This is a genomic window from Novosphingobium sp. DS6-6, from assembly GCF_057784975.1.
The window spans coordinates 247,588-264,461 of record NZ_JBYNTS010000003.1; the positions used below are offsets into that span (position 1 = coordinate 247,588).

The 16,874-nt window shown below is 62.1% G+C and carries 17 protein-coding genes; 4 read left to right on the forward strand and 13 right to left on the reverse strand.

What is annotated here, in order from left to right:
* Positions 1-8: 8 nt before the first annotated feature.
* Positions 9-758, reverse strand: a complete 750-nt coding sequence (gene truA, locus AC3EDY_RS05390) for a tRNA pseudouridine(38-40) synthase TruA (RefSeq protein ID WP_488571444.1) — start codon at positions 756-758, stop codon at positions 9-11.
* On the reverse strand, positions 758-1,663 hold the full coding sequence (gene fmt / locus AC3EDY_RS05395) for a methionyl-tRNA formyltransferase (RefSeq protein WP_488571445.1): 906 nt from the start codon (positions 1,661-1,663) through the stop codon (positions 758-760). Before fmt ends, truA begins: the two co-directional genes overlap by 1 nt.
* A gap of 50 nt (positions 1,664-1,713) precedes the next feature.
* On the opposite strand from fmt, the gene recR reads away from it, so the two are divergent.
* Positions 1,714-2,307, forward strand: coding sequence for a recombination mediator RecR (recR, locus tag AC3EDY_RS05400; RefSeq protein WP_488571446.1), 594 nt, complete (start codon positions 1,714-1,716; stop codon positions 2,305-2,307).
* 44 nt (positions 2,308-2,351) lie between these two features.
* On the opposite strand, the gene AC3EDY_RS05405 is transcribed toward recR, so the two are convergent.
* The 7 genes from AC3EDY_RS05405 to AC3EDY_RS05435 all read right to left on the reverse strand — a co-directional run bounded on the left by AC3EDY_RS05405 (position 2,352) and on the right by AC3EDY_RS05435 (position 7,995).
* Positions 2,352-3,155, reverse strand: coding sequence for a TrmH family RNA methyltransferase (locus AC3EDY_RS05405; protein ID WP_488571447.1), 804 nt, complete (start codon positions 3,153-3,155; stop codon positions 2,352-2,354).
* Positions 3,156-3,198: 43 nt separating this feature from the next.
* The gene (locus tag AC3EDY_RS05410; RefSeq protein WP_488571448.1) at positions 3,199-3,495 is read right to left on the reverse strand and encodes an HPr family phosphocarrier protein; all 297 of its coding nucleotides are present in this window, start codon (positions 3,493-3,495) and stop codon (positions 3,199-3,201) included.
* A 65-nt stretch (positions 3,496-3,560) separates the two neighbouring features.
* Complete coding sequence (locus AC3EDY_RS05415) at positions 3,561-3,965, reverse strand: PTS sugar transporter subunit IIA (protein WP_488571449.1); 405 nt, start codon at positions 3,963-3,965, stop codon at positions 3,561-3,563.
* Between the two features lie 181 nt (positions 3,966-4,146).
* Positions 4,147-5,112 (reverse strand): RNase adapter RapZ, encoded by a 966-nt coding sequence (rapZ, locus tag AC3EDY_RS05420; protein ID WP_488571450.1) that lies wholly within the window; start codon positions 5,110-5,112, stop codon positions 4,147-4,149.
* 90 nt (positions 5,113-5,202) lie between these two features.
* Positions 5,203-5,661 carry an HPr kinase/phosphorylase gene (locus AC3EDY_RS05425; protein ID WP_488571451.1) on the reverse strand — a complete coding sequence of 153 codons (459 nt, stop codon included), beginning with the start codon at positions 5,659-5,661 and terminating at the stop codon, positions 5,203-5,205.
* Positions 5,658-7,277, reverse strand: coding sequence for an ATP-binding protein (locus tag AC3EDY_RS05430; RefSeq protein ID WP_488571452.1), 1,620 nt, complete (start codon positions 7,275-7,277; stop codon positions 5,658-5,660). The genes AC3EDY_RS05425 and AC3EDY_RS05430 overlap by 4 nt, the downstream gene beginning before the upstream one ends.
* A 7-nt stretch (positions 7,278-7,284) precedes the next feature.
* The gene (locus AC3EDY_RS05435; RefSeq protein ID WP_488571453.1) at positions 7,285-7,995 is read right to left on the reverse strand and encodes a response regulator; all 711 of its coding nucleotides are present in this window, start codon (positions 7,993-7,995) and stop codon (positions 7,285-7,287) included.
* Positions 7,996-8,410: 415 nt separating this feature from the next.
* On the opposite strand from AC3EDY_RS05435, the gene AC3EDY_RS05440 reads away from it, so the two are divergent.
* Entirely contained in the window at positions 8,411-10,015 is a 1,605-nt protein-coding gene (locus AC3EDY_RS05440; protein WP_488571454.1) for a phosphoenolpyruvate carboxykinase, read from the forward strand.
* A gap of 63 nt (positions 10,016-10,078) precedes the next feature.
* Here AC3EDY_RS05440 and AC3EDY_RS05445 read toward each other — a convergent pair whose 3' ends face one another.
* The 4 genes from AC3EDY_RS05445 to AC3EDY_RS05460 all read right to left on the reverse strand — a co-directional run bounded on the left by AC3EDY_RS05445 (position 10,079) and on the right by AC3EDY_RS05460 (position 14,616).
* A complete protein-coding gene (locus AC3EDY_RS05445) occupies positions 10,079-12,007 on the reverse strand; it encodes a GtrA family protein (RefSeq protein WP_488571455.1) in 1,929 nt (642 codons plus the stop codon).
* Positions 12,004-12,726, reverse strand: a complete 723-nt coding sequence (locus tag AC3EDY_RS05450) for a class I SAM-dependent methyltransferase (RefSeq protein ID WP_488571456.1) — start codon at positions 12,724-12,726, stop codon at positions 12,004-12,006. Before AC3EDY_RS05450 ends, AC3EDY_RS05445 begins: the two co-directional genes overlap by 4 nt.
* Positions 12,692-13,789 (reverse strand): glycosyltransferase family 2 protein, encoded by a 1,098-nt coding sequence (locus AC3EDY_RS05455; RefSeq protein WP_488571457.1) that lies wholly within the window; start codon positions 13,787-13,789, stop codon positions 12,692-12,694. The genes AC3EDY_RS05450 and AC3EDY_RS05455 overlap by 35 nt, the downstream gene beginning before the upstream one ends.
* Positions 13,790-13,959: 170 nt before the next feature.
* Complete coding sequence (locus AC3EDY_RS05460) at positions 13,960-14,616, reverse strand: alpha/beta hydrolase (protein ID WP_488571458.1); 657 nt, start codon at positions 14,614-14,616, stop codon at positions 13,960-13,962.
* 142 nt (positions 14,617-14,758) lie between these two features.
* On the opposite strand from AC3EDY_RS05460, the gene AC3EDY_RS05465 reads away from it, so the two are divergent.
* Both AC3EDY_RS05465 and AC3EDY_RS05470 read left to right on the forward strand, forming a co-directional pair.
* Complete coding sequence (locus AC3EDY_RS05465) at positions 14,759-15,790, forward strand: cysteine desulfurase family protein (RefSeq protein ID WP_488571459.1); 1,032 nt, start codon at positions 14,759-14,761, stop codon at positions 15,788-15,790.
* Positions 15,787-16,872, forward strand: coding sequence for a cysteine desulfurase family protein (locus AC3EDY_RS05470; protein ID WP_488571460.1), 1,086 nt, complete (start codon positions 15,787-15,789; stop codon positions 16,870-16,872). The genes AC3EDY_RS05465 and AC3EDY_RS05470 overlap by 4 nt, the downstream gene beginning before the upstream one ends.
* Positions 16,873-16,874: the final 2 nt, after the last annotated feature.

Below are 16,874 nucleotides of genomic sequence, written 5' to 3' on the forward strand. Positions count from 1 at the left end.
GGCGCTTTTCAATCCTCCCCCGGATAGAGGGCCTTGACGAAATAGAGCCCGTCGGGCGGGGCATTGTGGCCCAGCCGCTGGCGGTCGCGCGCGTGGAGCGCGTCGACGAGATCGGCGCGGGTCCAATGGCCCTGTCCGATCAGACCCAGGCAACCGACCATCGACCGCACCTGGTGATGGAGGAAACTGCGCGCGGCCGCCGCGACGATGACCATGGTGCCCTCCTGCCGCACGTCGAGCCGGTCCAGAGTCTTGACCGGGCTGGCCGCCTGGCAATGGACCGAACGGAACGTGGTGAAATCATGCTGGCCGACCAGTTCCTGTGCGGCTTCGTGCATGGCGGCCACGTCGAGTGGCCGGGCGATGCGCCACGCGCGCCCGGCATCTAGCGTCAATGGCGCACGGCGATTGGCGATGCGATATTCATAGGTGCGGCCGACGCAGGAAAAGCGCGCGTGCCAGTCTTCGGGCACGATCCGGCAATCCAGCACGGCGACCGGATCGGGCTTCAACCGGGCATTGAGCGCTTCGGACAGGCGAAACGAGTCGAACGGGCGCTCCAGATCGATATGCGCGCGCATGGCCAGCGCGTGTACCCCGGTGTCGGTGCGGCCGGCCGCATGCAGCGTGACCGGGTGCCCCACCACGCTTTCCGCGGCTTCCTCCACCGCCTGCTGCACCGATGGGCCGTGCGCCTGGCGTTGCAGGCCCATGAAAGGGCCGCCGTCGAATTCCAGCATCAGTGCATAGCGCGGCATCAGGTCAGCACCGTGCCGACAGCAATGGGGCGTCCGCGCAGCAGGGCGGCGGTTTCCATGGCTGGCCGGCCGGCGCGCTGCACCAGAGTGGGCCGCAGCGCCCCCTCGCCACAGGCAATGGCCAGCCTGTCATCCAGCACTGTTCCGGGCATGCCGCTGCCATCGATCAACTCGGCCGCCAACACGCGACAGCGTTCGCCATCCACCTCGAAAAAGGCGCCCGGCGCAGGGGCAAAGGCGCGGACCTGGCGTTCCACCCGGCAGGCTGGCGCCGTGAAATCGAGGCGGCTTTCGGCCTTGTCGATCTTGGCGGCATAGGTCACGCCCGCTTCAGGCTGAAGCGCGGGCGTGAACGCGCCCGGATCGGCCAGCACGCGCACCATCAGGTCGGCGCCAAGCGCCGCAAGTTCGGCGGTCAATTCGCCCGCCGTCTTGCGGTCGACAGCGGTGGCCGCGCTGGCCAGCATCGGGCCGCTATCCAGCCCGCGCTCCATCTGCATGATAGTGATGCCGGTGTGTACGTCACCGGCCAGGATCGCCCGCTGTACCGGGGCCGCGCCACGCCAGCGCGGCAAAAGCGAGCCGTGGACGTTGAGGCAGCCGTGCGCCGGTGCGTCCAGGATGGGCTGGGGCAGGATCAGGCCATACGCTGCGACCACTGCCACGTCGGCACGGTGCGCGACAAATGCGGCCCGCACTGCTTCATCCTTGAGGCTGGTGGGCGTCAGCACGGGAATGCCGTGCCCCTGCGCCGCCAGGTGCACCGCGCCGGGTTGCAGTTTCTTGCCCCGCCCGGCCGGGCGCGGGGGCTGGCTGTAGACGGCCACGACGTCGTGCCTGGCCGCCACCAGCGCGTCGAGCGTGGGCACGGCGAATTTGGGCGTGCCCATGAAGACAACACGCATGGCGCAATGGGTCCTTTTCCAATCCTGCGCGCGGCCCTATCTGTCGCGCCATGGCATCGCAAGAGATCGAGGCGCTGGCGAGCGCTCTGGCCCGTCTGCCCGGGCTTGGCCCCCGTTCCGCGCGGCGTGCCGTGCTTTGGCTGATCAAGCGGCGCGAAAGCGCGTTGCCGCAACTGCTGGCCGCGCTCGATATCGTGCGCCAGCGGCTGGTGGAATGCCATACCTGCGGCAATGTCGATACGACCGATCCCTGCGGCATCTGTATCGATCCGCGTCGCGATGCGCGCGCGCTGTGCGTGGTGGAAGACGTGGCGGATCTCTGGGCGCTCGACCGGGCGCGGCTGTTTACCGGGCGCTATCACGTGCTGGGCGGTCGCCTTTCCGCGCTGGAGGGCGTGCGGCCCGAAGATCTTACCATCGGGCGCCTGCTGGAGCGCGTGCGGAGCGGGGGGATCGATGAAGTGGTGCTGGCGATGAACGCCACGCTCGAAGGGCAGACCACTGCCCATTACATTGCCGAGCGCCTGGAAAACCTGCCCGTGCGGGTGACTCAACTGGCTCATGGCCTGCCTGTGGGCGGGGAACTGGACTATATGGACGAAGGCACCCTGGCCCAGGCCTTGCGCGCGCGCCGCCCGGTCTGATCCGTTCGCGTCCGTTTGAGAAGGCAGGGTCGGGGCGCGCTTTCCTAGGCGTCCAGGCGTGCCAGCACCTCATAAGCCAGCACCGCACCGGCAACCGCGGCATTCAGGCTGTCGGCGCGGCCTTTCATCGGCATGGTCACGCGCAGGTCGCACGCGCGTTCATAATCCTCGGGCAATCCGCGCGATTCGTTGCCGACCATGACGAAGCAGGGCGCGGTATAGGGCGCGCCGCGATACGGCACCGCTTCGCGCAGCGAAGCTGCCACCAGTTGTCCGGTGCCCCCGCGCAGCCACGGCAGGAAATCGGCCCACCGCGCCTGCGCCAGACGCTGGGTAAAGATGGCGCCCATGCTGGCGCGCACGGCTTCCACCGAAAAAGGATCGACGCAATCGTCGATCAGGATCAGCCCGCCAGCTCCCACCGCATCGGCCGTGCGCAGCATCGTGCCGAGATTGCCGGGATCGCGCATGGCCTGTGCGACCAGCCAGAGCGGCGCCGCATGGCGGTCTATCTGCTCAAGCCCGGTGTCCCATTCGGCGAAAACACCGGCAACGGCCTGGGGATTTTCCTTGCCGGTTATCTTGGCAAGAATATCGACGGGCAGTTCGATCACGTCGCCCGCCGCCGCGATCACGGCCTGTTCCAGTTTGGCGAGCAGGGGATGAGCTTCGCGCGCCTGCGCCATCAGCAGGATTTCCGGCAGCCGCCCGCCAGCCTGCGCATCGGCGAGCAGGCGCAGGCCCTCTGCCAGGAAACGCCGCTCGCGCTTGCGGTGCTTCTTGTCGCGCAGGCTGCGAACGAATTTGACGGTAGGGTTGGAAAACCCGGTGATCGTGCGGCGGGACATGGCCCGGCCTCATGCGTCAGCGACGAAAGATGGGCAAGAGCCCTCAGTCTTCGCCGAACCCGTCCTTCACCAGGCCTGCCAGCTTGAGCAGCACCTGATCGGCCTCGTCCTCCGGCCCGGAAACCACCACGTCGATCGTGTCGCCTTTGGCGGCACCCAGCATCATCAAGCCAAGGATCGAGCCGCCGGCAGCTTCCGTTCCGTCCTTCAGTACTTTCACGTCAACGCCCGAAGGCAAACGTGCAACGGCATTGACGAATTTGGCGCTGGCGCGGGCATGCAGGCCGCGCTGGTTGACTATGGTAATCGTCTCTCGGGCAACGTAGCTCTGGCTAGACATCGGCGCTCCTCTTCCCCCCGCCCGTCTTGTCGTGTCTGCCGCATCCGGAACGTTCAGGTGAAGACCTACGCTTCCTGACCCAGGAATTCCGACGCGATCGTAATATAGTTGCGGCCAGCATCGCGCGCGGCGGCGGTGGCATCGCGAACATTCATGCATCCGCGCGCTTTGGCAAGCCGGATCAGCATGGGCAGGTTGATGCCCGCGATCACTTCCACGCGGCCGGCCTGCATCAACGAGATCGCCAGGTTCGAGGGCGTGCCCCCGAACAGGTCGGTAAGGATGATGACACCCTCGCCGCTGTCCACCCGGCGGATCGCGTCGGCGATCTCCTTGCGGCGACGTTCCATATCGTCGTTAGGGCCGATGCAGACGCCGATAACGTCCTGCTGTCGGCCCACGACATGCTCCATCGCGTGGATGAATTCTTCGGCAAGGGCACCATGGGTGACGAGTATCAGACCGATCATGAAAGGAACGGGCTCCGGTATGCAGTTACGCAACATGCCACGGTCAGGCTTAACAGAGCCTTGGTCAGCACCTGCGGACTGCCATAATACTGGCATTCACAAAGCATGACTTTCAGACCGTTCCCATCCCCCCGGTGCAGAGCGTTGGCCGCCTGCATTATCGTTGTCGAACACAGCTTGATCACACCTGCACCGCCTGGGCGCCTTCCAGCAGGTTGGCACCGCGTGCGGCAAGGTTGCGGTGCAACAATGTGGGTGAAAAACCCGCCTTGCGCAAGTCTTGCGCAATCTCTTCGGCGACAAACACCGAACGGTGGCGTCCGCCGGTGCAACCGAAAGCGATGTTCACATAGGCTTTGCCCTGCGCGGCAAAGCGCGGCAGCAGCAACAGCAAAAGGTCGAAAATGCGCTGGTAAGCTTCGGCAAACGCAGGGTCTTGGCGAATGTAATTGCCCACCGCGGCGTCCTTGCCGGTCATCGGTCTGAGGGTTTCGTCCCAGTGCGGATTGTTGAGAAACCGCATGTCGAAAACCAGATCCGCCAGCGGCGGCGTACCCCGTGAGAAACCGAAGCTGCTGATCGTGAGAGTGGTGCGACTCGGCGAGACCGCATCGAACTGCTGGCGGATTGCCTGTTGCAGGTCGTTGGTAGTGAAATCGGTGGTCGATATCACCATGTCCGCCCAGCGGCGCAGCGGGGCCAGCAAATCGCGTTCTGCCGCGATGCCGCTGGCGGCAGGCTTGTCCTCGCTCATCGGATGACGACGCCGCGTTTCGTTATAGCGCCGTTCCAGTTCGGCACCCCCGCAATCCAGGAACAGCTTGGTGACGGAAAGGTTGGGGCGCGCACTAAGCGCTTTGACGCGCTCTATGATGCTTTGCGGATCGAATCCGCGCGTGCGTGTGTCAAAGCCGATCGCCAAGGGGGTATTGGATTCCACACCCGCACTTTCGCTTCGGGCCTGGCCCGGTTCGGTTTCCAGCAACCGGTCAAGCAAGCGGATGGGAAAATTGTCGATCGCCTCCCAGCCCAGGTCTTCCAGCGTGCGCAGGGCGGTCGTCTTGCCGGCACCGAGCAGGCCGGTCACCAGCAGGATGCGCTGGGGCGACTCCGCATCGGGCGGGGCAGGCGTGTGGAAAGCGGCCATGACGCCTTTTGCGCGCAAAGCGCGGCAAAGAAAAGGCTGCCCGAAGGGCTGGCGGCGCTGCCGATGCGCCGTATCGGGCCAGACGCCGGATCAGGCATCGGACCAGACAAGGCCGTAACGCTCCAATGCCAGGGCCACGCGCAGGGCCAGCATCGGCGTTTCGGGCCAAAGGCGCAGCATCGGCAGGGGCACCCCGCCGCGTATCACCGTTTCCGCCTGGGTGATGAAGCGCGGCGCCTCGCTATCGAGTTGCACGATCAGCGCCACGCGCACCGGTGCCCGGTGGGGAAACGGCAGCAGCCCCAGATTGCGCACTTCAAGCAGCCCGGCCGTGCGCGGATGGGGCGCAGCCAGCAGGCCCGGCGTATCTGTTGCCGTCGGCCGGGCCGTCAGGATCAGCCCGTCATCGCCCACCAGCATGGCGCCCCGGTCGATCAGGGCCAGCGCCAGGCTCGACTTGCCGCTGCCCGGCCGGCCCTCGATCACCACCGCGCGCTGTTCGATCGCCACGGCAGAGGCCTGATGCACGATACTGCCGCCGCTGTTCATCCGTGCGCCTCCCCGGCATGTGGCAGGGTCAGCACCAGGCAGGCGCCCGATGCACCGTCGGGCCGGTCGGTGATCGTCAGGCGCCCATCATGCGCTTCGGCAATGGTGCGAGCGATCGCCAGGCCCAGCCCGCTGTGCGCACCGAAAGCTTCTTCGGCCGGCCGCACCGAGTGAAACCGTTCGAAAACCTGGGTGCGTTCGGCGGGCGGAATGCCCGGGCCTTCGTCGGTCACGCTCAGCATGACCAGGGCACCGCCTTCGCCCGCCGCCTCGGTCCACACCGTCACGTCCACCACGCCGCCCGGTGGCGAAAACGAGACGGCATTGTCCAGCAGGTTTTCCAGCACCCGTTCCAGCCGCATGGCGTCGCCCGCCACCAGCGGGGCTGGGGCATTCTCGCGCCGCTGGCAAAGCCTGATCGTGGCGCCGCCCGGCGTTTCGCGTGCGCCTCTTGCGCCTACGACCTGCGCGGCCAACTGGCCCAGATCCAGCCGCACGAACGTGGCACGGCTCAATTCCGCATCGATGCGGCTGGCATCGGCGATTTCGGTGATCAGCCGGTCGATGCGCTGAACGTCGTGGGTGGCAATGGCGATCAACTGGCCGCGCAAATCGGCGTCCTCCACGCGGCCGAGCGATTCGATCGCGCTGGCAAGGCTGGCCAGCGGGTTCTTCAATTCGTGGGCCACGTCTGCGGCGAAGCTTTCCACCGCGTCGATGCGATGGCGCAGGGCCATGGTCATGTCGGAAAAGGCGCGAGCCAGAAGTCCGATCTCGTCACCCCGTTCAGGCAGGCGCGGCACCACCACTTCGCGGTCGCGCCCCAGCCTGACGCGTACGGCCGCGCGGACCAGTGCGCGCAGCGGCTGGACGATGGTGCGCGCCAGAAACAGAGAGAGCTGGATGGACAGCAACAGCGCCAGACCGATGATGATCACCAGAGTCTGGCGTGCATCGCGCACCGCCTGGGTTATGTCCACCGCGTTGCGCATCGCCAGCAGGATTTCCCCGTTGCCGCCCACCGGCGTTGCGGCCGTGAGCACGGGGGTGCGATCGGGGGCATAACGCAGATAGACCTGGGTGGACCTGCTGGTCTGCGCCCGCCCTGCTTCGGGCCAATAGGCAGCGCCCGATCGTGGCGGTTCGACATAACTTTCCACCGGCGGCGCGCCGACGATGAAATCCACCCCGCGATCGAGCAGGCGAGCCGCCTGCTGGTACCATGCATCCCGGCCAGGGTCCTTCAGGACGAAGCTGGGCCCGGCCAGGGCAAAGCTGTCTGCCACGAGGCGGCCTTCCCGGTCGAACAGGCGCAGGCGCAGGCGCTGTTCCTGCCCGATCCGCGCGAGCAATGCCTTTTGCTGCGGGGCATTCTTGCCATCCAGCGCATCGGCGGCGATTTCCACCTCGGCGCGGGCCAGCTTGAACCGCTCGCCCAACAGCTGGGTGCGATAGCTGTCGAGATAGAAAAAACTGCCGGCCAGCAGCGCCAGGGCAATGACGTTCACTGCCAGGATGCGGGTGGTCAACGATATGCCGCGCGAACCGGGGGGGCGCAGCACCAGCGGCTGCGGCAGCCGGTTCGGCTGGGGCACTGGCGCTGGCGCCGGTGTCATGCGGGCATCATTCGTCGGTATAGCTGTAACCCGCGCCGTACAGCGTCTCGATCGCCGAAAAGCGCGGATCGACAGCCCGGAACTTGCGGCGCAAACGCTTGATGTGGCTGTCGATTGTCCGATCATCGACAAAGACGTCGTCGTGATAGGCCGCGTTCATCAATTGATCGCGCGTGCGCACAACCCCCGGCCTTGCGGCCAGCGCCTCCAGGATCAGGAATTCGGTGACGGTCAGCGATACCAGCTTGTCTGCCCAGGTCACCACATGGCGCGCCGGGTCCATGACCAGGCGGCCCCGGCGGATCGGATCGGGCAGGGCTTCCGATGCCGGCGCATCGCTGGCCACGGTATCGCGGCGGACGATTTCCGTCCGGCGCAGGATCGCGCGAATGCGGGCCAGCAGCAGGCGCTGGCTGAACGGCTTGGCGATGTAATCGTCTGCGCCCATGGCAAGGCCCAGTGCTTCGTCGGCCTCGTCGTCCTTGCTGGTGAGAAAGATCACCGGCAGGTCGCTGTGCTCGCGCAGGCGGCGCAACAGCTCCAGCCCGTCCATCCGCGGCATCTTGATGTCGCACACGGCAAGGTCGGGCGGATTGTCGAGCAGGGCTTTCAGCGCCGCGTTTCCGTCGTTGTAGAGCCGCGTGGCGAAACCTTCGGTCTGCAGCGCGATCGATACGGTGGTAAGGATGTTGCGATCATCGTCCACCAGCGCGATCATTCGGCGCGGCTGTTCCTGCCGGGAAGCGGGGGCACCGTCGACCGCGGACAAGGATGCGGAATGCGGGGCAGACGCGTGGTTCATGGCAGGTGGCGGCGATCCTGTTAAGGGCCGCAGATTAGGCCGGACAAAGGCTGCTGGCAAGGAATGCGCCGGCGGAACGAGGCAAAGTTCCGTCAGTTGAAAATTGTGCAACTTGCTGCGCAAAAATCTTGGGCACCGCCGATTTGACGCGGGGCGGGCTGTCAATTATCGGAAGGTGGAGTCGCGCATTCGTATTCGGCATTCGTATGCAGAAGCCGACGACGGCGCGTGACAGCGTGCGATATCGCATTGTGGCAATCAACGGCTAGCGAAATGCCCGGTGGCCCTGGTGGCACGAAGGCGCGGCAGGGCCATCAACGGGAGGCTTGTGATGTCAGCCAACAGCCTGAACATTTCTTTGTCGGCACAGGGTTTTCCTGAGCCTGCCGAGCTGTTTGCGAACCTTGGCACCGCCCCGCTGGTGGAACATGCGGTAAAGAACGGCGAAGGCGTTCTGGCCAAGGACGGGCCCTTCGTGGTGGCCACCGGCAAGCACACCGGCCGGTCGGCCAAGGACAAGTTCATCGTTCGCGATGCGGAAACCGAAGGCACCGTATGGTGGGGCAAGACGAACGTGGCGATGAGCCCCGCGCAGTTCGCCGCGCTCAAGGAAGATTTCATCGCGGCACTCGGCACCAAGGACAAGCTCTATGTGGCCGACCTGTTCGGCGGATCGCAGCCCGAGCACCGCGTCAACGTGCGGGTAATCAACGAATTCTCCTGGCACAACCTGTTCATCCGCACGCTGCTGGTGCGCCCCACGGCCGATGAACTGGCCGATTTCGTGCCCGAATACACGATTATCGATCTGCCCAGCTTCCGCGCCGATCCGGAACGGCATGGCTGCCGCACCGAGACCGTGATCGCCGTCAATTTCAGCGAGAAGCTCATTCTTATCGGCGGCACATCCTATGCCGGCGAAATGAAGAAGTCCGTTTTCGGCATTCTCAACTATCTGCTGCCGGTCAAGGGCGTGATGCCGATGCATTGTTCGGCCAATATCGGGCCGGGCGGCGATACGGCCGTGTTCTTCGGGCTTTCGGGCACGGGCAAGACCACGCTTTCTGCCGACGCCAGCCGCACCTTGATCGGCGATGATGAACATGGCTGGTCCGATACCGCCGTGTTCAATTTCGAAGGCGGTTGCTATGCCAAGATGATCCGGCTTTCGGCCGAAGCCGAACCGGAAATCTTCGCCACCACCAAGCGTTTCGGCACCGTTCTCGAAAACGTGGTGATCGATCCCGTCACGCGCGAGATCGATCTGGACGATGCAAGCCTTGCTGAAAACAGCCGGGGTTCCTATCCCATCGATTTCATCCCCAATGCCTCTGAAGAAAATCTCGGCCCGGTGCCGACCAATCTGATTTTCCTGACGGCCGATGCTTATGGCGTGCTGCCGCCGATTGCCCGTCTTACCCCCGACCAGGCGATGTATCACTTCCTTTCGGGCTATACCGCGCGCGTTGCCGGTACCGAAATCGGCGTGACTGAACCGGAAGCCACGTTTTCCACCTGCTTCGGCGCACCGTTCATGCCGCGCCATCCGTCGGTCTATGGCAACTTGCTCAAGGAACGCATTGCCAAGGGCGGCGTGAAATGCTGGCTAGTCAACACCGGCTGGTCGGGAGGCAAGGCAACGCAGCCGGGCATCAAGCGCATGCCGATCAAGGCCACCCGCGCCCTGCTCAATGCCGCGCTCGACGGCAGCCTCAACAACGCCGAGTTCCGCGAAGATCCCTATTTCGGCTTCGAAGTGCCGGTGGAAGTGCCCGGCGTCGACACCCGTCTGCTCGATCCCCGCGGCGCCTGGGCCGATGGCGCGGCCTACGACAAGACCGCCCAGGAACTGGTCAAGAAATTCATCGACAACTTCGAGCAGTTCGTAGCTCATGTCGACGAAAGCGTACGCAAGGCAGCCCCGGTTTCGGCCTGATTTGGGGGACTGGTCACGTTGCGTTGAAAAAATCCCTGGCTGCCTTGGCACGCCGGGGATTTATCACGGTGTGACGTCGAGAGCAGGGACCGGACAGTGATCGGCAGGGCTATGCGAACGCGGCGTGATACGACGGTAAAGAAAGTAAGCCGGATGTGCTGGAACTGCGCGATAATTGGCATTGATGTAAGCGCGCACCTGGGCGTTCCTCAAAAAAAACTCTCTTAGACTGAACGAGGATGGCTGGTAGTAATAAATACGGCGCCGTTCAAATATCACGAGTGCTGGCTGCCCACAACGCAGTTCCTGCACGGCATCGCGCTGCAATTGCCCGGCCAGTCGTTCCAGCTCTGTTGATTGTGGCCCTAAAATTTCGGCATGGGCTATCGTGGGGATCATCCAATAAGCGTAATACCGCGATTGCAAACGCAGGTGGTGGTAAAAGGCATTAGGCCAGCCCCACATAGGGTCTGTTGCAGCAATGAAAATGGTTTGCCCTGCCGGGACCGACGCTAAAACCGGTTCTATCTTGAGCCTGAACAAGTTGTGATAAAGGCCCATTCTCGCCGACATGGCGAATGGAATCACAGTCAGGAAGGCGGCCATCAATCGGGGAGCTTTTCGACACTGGTCAGGCGCAATCACCGAGACCGCCATGATGGTGGTCAGCATAATCGTAACTGGCAAGCTGTGATAGAGCCAGCCCTTGGCCTGCATTCCATACGAGAAAGCAAATCCTGCGGCCACGATTAGAAGAGGCGCTGCAAAAGTATCCGCCCTAATCCGCAACTCATTGCGAAAAACCACCATACAACCGACGGTAGTCAGCCATACAAAGGTCCAGGGGCGGAGCCATACCATTGACCACGGCGCTTCATAGCCGCGATAGGCGAGCTTAACCATCGGCACGATCACCGTAACGAAATCGCGCGCGAAGACGATAATGCACAGCGCGTAAATAGCAGCGGCCAGGCCTAAGACGACGATCTCGGGACGCATGGCCTGCCAACGCGCTCTGCCCAGTTGCATCAGAAGCCAGATTTCCAAGCCGATAGGGATCGTAACGAAATAATGTTTGAGTGCGAAACCATAGGCTGCTGCCAATCCTGTCAGGCAAGCAGCGACCGGTGCGACAATGCGCCCCTTGCTGCGGGCGTAAATCAAGCCCGTATAAGGTAGAGCCATGATCGTGGTGAGTTGTTCGCGTTGACCAAAATCATAAAGAGGTATTACTGAAAGAGCTAAAAATACTATCAGCATCTGACCGACGCGCTGCACGGGCGACATTGCTCCCGCGAAACGCGCGGTTGCATAGCTGGATGTCCCGGCAGCGCACACGATCGTGACAACTAAAATAGAGAAGGGCGAGATGTGCAAAAATTGCGCGAGATACTGGATCAATTCAGCTGACCAGAACCACAAGGGTGGATTGAGTTCTATAATGTCACGGTATAGAACTGCTCCATGCAGCATCTGCCGAGCGATCCAGAATTGCCAGACCACATCGTGCGTCAACGGAATCCGATAAAGGAATAGGCAGGCAACGAGTACTGCAATGGCGAGCGCAAGGTCCGGTGCATGGCGCATAAGGCTAGCGGCCACGCAGTAACGGTCGACGTCTTGGATTTGACCAAATACAAAATGCCGCGTCATTAAATAGAAAGCAGTGGAATAGAGTATAAGGCCTGCCAAATGCACGACAGGATGTCCGCTTACGCCTGCTGCATGCGCCAAGGCAATCACAAAAAAGTTGGAGCTATATGCTATGCAAGAAAACAGTGCAAAGCGACTAAATTCTCCTAAAGAATGTCGATGTTGTGATCTAAAAGTCCATCGGCGATTAAGAAAGTAAGATATTGTTAAGCCAGTATAGTAGCCAATTGCATTGGCCTGATAGTCGTTAATGCCCATATGCAAAGCGAGAAATATTATAGCTAGACCAATAGCGCTATTAAGTAGTCCGACACCGGCAAATTTGGTGATCGCTGTCATGTGGTTGTTCGGCGTCCTTGGACATAATATTGCGCGCCGAATGGAAGCCATCTCAACGCCGGTTCCATCCAGCGCAATCTACTCAATTGTTTAGGAAAAAAAAGTCTGAAGGTGGTATTGATATCGGTAAAACCAGCTTGTCGCATTAGCTTGCGCATTTCATGCGCAGAAATCAACACGGCATTTGTGTCAAATGGACAACTAGCTACCGCGTGTCGTGTCAAGGGATTCCAGGGGTTATGCTCGAAAAGTACAAAAATGCCGTGTTCCGAAAGCTTTTTTCGAATTTGTTTAAGTAAAGGCGCATGATTCACATTATGTATATGATGAAAAACACAGGCCGTAAATATCAAATCAAAATCTTGTAGATGATCTGGAAGATATATGCCGTCATATAAACAAAAATCGACATTATCACTTAACTTGGCTTGACACAATTCAAGAGATTTTTGCGAAACGTCGAGGCATGTGATTTTGGCCTGGGGAAAATTATCACGCAATGGTTTTAAAGAATTGCCAATACCCGCCCCAAAATCAAGAATATGACGTACATCAATTCCATGCTGCTCAACGAGTTGGCGGACGGCAGCAATCTTGTATTGCGCAAAAAACTCTGTGTCTTCGCCACTAAGCCTGATGGAGTGCGCGTGCTGATCGGCATAATTAGCCGAAAAATTATCGAACTCAACCATGGCCGACCCGGCGTCGTTCGCGATCACTCGAACCTTTAGCATGGACCATAACGCTTATCGCAGGGCTTTTGCGTATTTCATCTACAATAAACAAGGGTCTTCGTTTACTCTCCATGTACATCCGGCCGAGATACTCGCCGAAAACCCCCATAAGCATAAGCTGGATACTGCCGATGATCAGTACGATGCCAGCCAAACTGGTCCAGCCCGCGACGACATGGCCGACAAGGTATGCATACAGTACCCAAAAGAGCATCCCCATGCCCACTGATCCTGCTGCGAAGCCGAGCCACGTCGCCAAGCGTAGCGGCACTGTGGAGAAACTGGTGATGGCGTCGAATGCGAAGGCAATCATTTTACGCAAAGGATAATTGCTGCGGCCAGCTACGCGCGCTTGTCGTTCGTACGGCAAAGGCACTTGGCTGAAGCCGATCATGCTAACCATACCGCGAATGAAGCGATAGCGCTCCGGCATCGCATTGAGGTGATCAACCACACGGCGGCTCATCACCCGAAAATCACCCGTATCACGAGGAATGGGCACATCGACCATCCGCTGTATCGCTCGATAGAACAAGCTGGCAGTAGCTCTTTTGAAGACCGTTTCGCCGGCGCGGGTAATGCGCTGTCCGTAAACCACATCATGGCCTTGCGCCATCTTGGCCAGAAATTGCGGCAGCAGTTCAGGCGGATCTTGCAAATCTGCATCCATTACCATGACGATATTTCCTCGACAGATCTGCAAGCCAGCAGTTAATGCTATCTGATGACCATAATTTGCCGCCAGATTGATTGCAACGATATGAGGATTTGCTGCTGCCAGATCGAGCATCGCCGCCCAAGTGCCGTCGCGAGAGCCATCGTTTACCAGCACGATTTCATATTCTGCTAGGCAGGCAGACAGACATGAAATCATCAAACGATCTGTTAAAATTCTGAGATTTCCTTCCTCATTGAAACAGGGCACCACCACCGAAAGCTGGAGCGGTGGTAAAACCTCGCGCTGACTGCTTAAACTGGTAGCCTTATGGAAACTAGCGTCCGTAAATTCTACCGTCATATGCAACACCTTCGCCATGGTATTCGTCATGTAGATCACCGTTAGGCCGGTGTGCTTAACGATCCAAGTATGCTGGCGAAAAATGGTAAACTTAAAGTGAATATAGCTTTTGCAAGGGCAGCTTTTGACTGGGAAGCCCAGCCGGCAAACCCGGCAACGAGTGCTGCCGAGGCCTCGTCACAATTCGGGGGAAGAACCGATCACCGGATCGGACAATCCGGCGACAGGCGGAAATCGAGGTAGTTGTCCACCGACTTCATCATGTCGTCCATCTCGTTCTCATAGAAGTGGTTGGCGCGCGGGATTTCGTCGTGGTGGATAGTGATGTGCTTTTGGGTGCGCAGCTTGTCCACCAGCTTTTGCACGGCATTGGGCGTCACCACCGTATCGGCCGACCCCTGGACGATGATGCCCGAAGCGGGGCAGGGCGCCAGAAAGCTGAAATCATACATGTTGGCCGGGGGCGAGACCGAAATGAATCCGCGGATTTCGGGCCGGCGCATCAGCAGCTGCATGCCGATCAGCGCACCGAACGAATAACCGGCAATCCAAGTGGCGGACGCTTCGGGATGGATCGACTGTACCCAGTCGAGCGCGGTTGCCGCGTCGGACAATTCGCCCACGCCGTTGTCGAAGCTGCCCTGGCTGCGGCCCACCCCCCGGAAATTGAAACGCAACGTGGCAAAACCGCGCGCGGCGAATGTCTTGTAAAGTGCCTGGGTGATCCGGTCGTTCATCGTGCCGCCCGATTGGGGGTGCGGGTGCAGGATCATCGCGATCGGCGCGCGATTGCGCGTGGCGGGCTGGAAACGGCCTTCGAGACGACCTTCGGGACCGGGAAAGATGACTGCGGGCATCGTCGACCTGATGAACCTGTTGGCTGGCCCCGTAACCGGCATGCATGCCCCGCTTCGGGGCCTTGCGCGGTCAGGGCTGGGCATGGAACTCGTCGCTATATAGAAACGCAGCCTGCAAACGCAACTTTTCCGGGATTTCTCGTTGACGGCTTCGCTCTATCTCGATCACGCGGCAACCGCGCCGCTCTTGCCCCAGGCGCGCGAGGCCCTGCGCCAGGGGCTCGACCAGTGGGCCAACCCATCGAGCCCCCACGCCATGGGACGCATGGCGCGGGCCGCGCTGGAGGATGCGCGCGCGCGGATCAAGGCGGCGCTCGGCTGGAATGGCGAAGTGGTGCTGACCAGCGGTGCCAGCGAAGCCCTGGCCCTGGCCATCGGCCGCGCCAAGGCGCCGTTGCTGGCCGTTTCGGCGGTGGAACACGAAGCCGTGCTGCGCCTGACGGGCGGGGCTGCGCGCCTCCCCGTCGACCGACAGGGACAGGTCGATCCGGCAGCCTGCGCGCTGAACGGCCTGGTTGCCGTGCAGCAAGTCAATAGCGAGACCGGGGTGATCCAGCCGCTTTCCGCCATCGCGCCGGCCGTGCTCGGGGCGGGGGGCGTGCTGCTCGCCGACGCCGCGCAAGGGGCCGGCAAGCTTGCCTTGCCCGCGGCGGATATGATCGCGATTTCCGCGCACAAGTTCGGCGGCCCGATCGGCATAGGGGCGCTTCTGGTGCGCGACTGGGCCTTGCTGCAACCTACCGGCGGGCAGGAGCGCGGCTATCGCCCCGGCACGGAAAATCTGCCTGGCGCTCTGGCCATGGCAGCCGCGCTGGAAGCCGGCGCTGCCTGGCTGGAAACGGCCGCGGCCTTGCGCGCGCGGCTGGAAACGGCACTGGTCGCCAGCGGGGCCGAAGTGATTGCCGCTGCCGCGCCGCGTCTTGCCGCGATCGGCGCCTATCGCATGCCGGGCCGATCGGCCACGGCGCAACTGATCCGGTTCGACGGGATGGGCATAGCCGTTTCGGCGGGCAGCGCCTGTTCTTCGGGTTCGCTGCGCACCAGCCATGTGCTCGATGCCATGGGCCTTGCCAACCCCGGCGAAGTGATACGCGTTTCGCTGGGCAGGGATACCACGGCAGAGGCGGTGGATCGTTTCGTGGCGGCGTGGCGCACGATTGCGGGGGTGGCATGATCTATCTGGATTACCAGGCGAGCACGCCGCTGGCCCCGGAAGCGCGTGCCGCCATGCTGCCGTGGCTCACCGGGCCGGATGACAGCCGCGCCGGCTATGCCAATCCGCACAGCTCCCATCGCCCCGGCCGCGCCGCCGCCGCCGCGGTGGAAGCCGCTCGCGATCAGGTCGCGGCGCTGTTGCCGCCGGGCGGGAAAGTGATTTTCACGTCCGGCGCCACCGAAGCTTTGAACCTTGCCATTGCCGGCTCGGGCGCGCGCCGGCTGGCTGTCTCCGCGATCGAGCATGCCGCAGTGCTAGATGCGGCACGCGCCCGTGATCCCGCGCTCGCTCTGCTGCCGGTGGATGGCGATGGCCTGGTCGATCCCGAAGTGTCGATCCCTTCGGGCACGGGTTTGGTCGCGGTGATGCAGGTCAACAACGAAATCGGCACGGTGCAGCCGGTCATGGCGCTTGCCGCGCGTGCCCGCGCCATGGGCGCCTTGTTCCTGTGCGATGCGGTGCAGGGCGCCGGCAAGCTGGCCGTGCCCGAAGGCGCGGACCTGATCGCCCTGTCGGCACACAAGCTGCATGGCCCCAAGGGCATCGGCGCGCTGTGGGTGCGCGACGGCGTGCACCTGGCACCCGGCATTCATGGCGGCGGGCAGGAGGGCGGCCTGCGGTCTGGTACGCTCAGCCCCGCGCTCTGCGCCGGGTTCGGCGCCGCCGCCGCCCTGTGCGCAAGCCTGTGGAAAAGTGATGGAGACCATGTGCATTCCCTGTGGAACCGGGCGCTCGCCCTGTTCGAGGGCTGGACGATCAACGGCTCGGCGACGCAACGCTGGCATGGCAATCTCAATCTGCGTCGCCCGGGGCTCGATGTCGGCCGGCTGTTGTCGGAATGTCGCAATGTGGCCTTTTCCGCCGGGTCTGCCTGTGCCAGTGGCTCGGGCAGGCCAAGCCATGTCTTGCGCGCCATGGGACTTTCGGACAGGGAGGCAAAAAGCGCGATCCGTATCGGTTTTGGACGTTATACAAGGGCAGAGGAACTGGAGGAGGCTGCAGCCGTGATCAAGGCGGCGGCACAAGCGCAGGGAGTCTAACG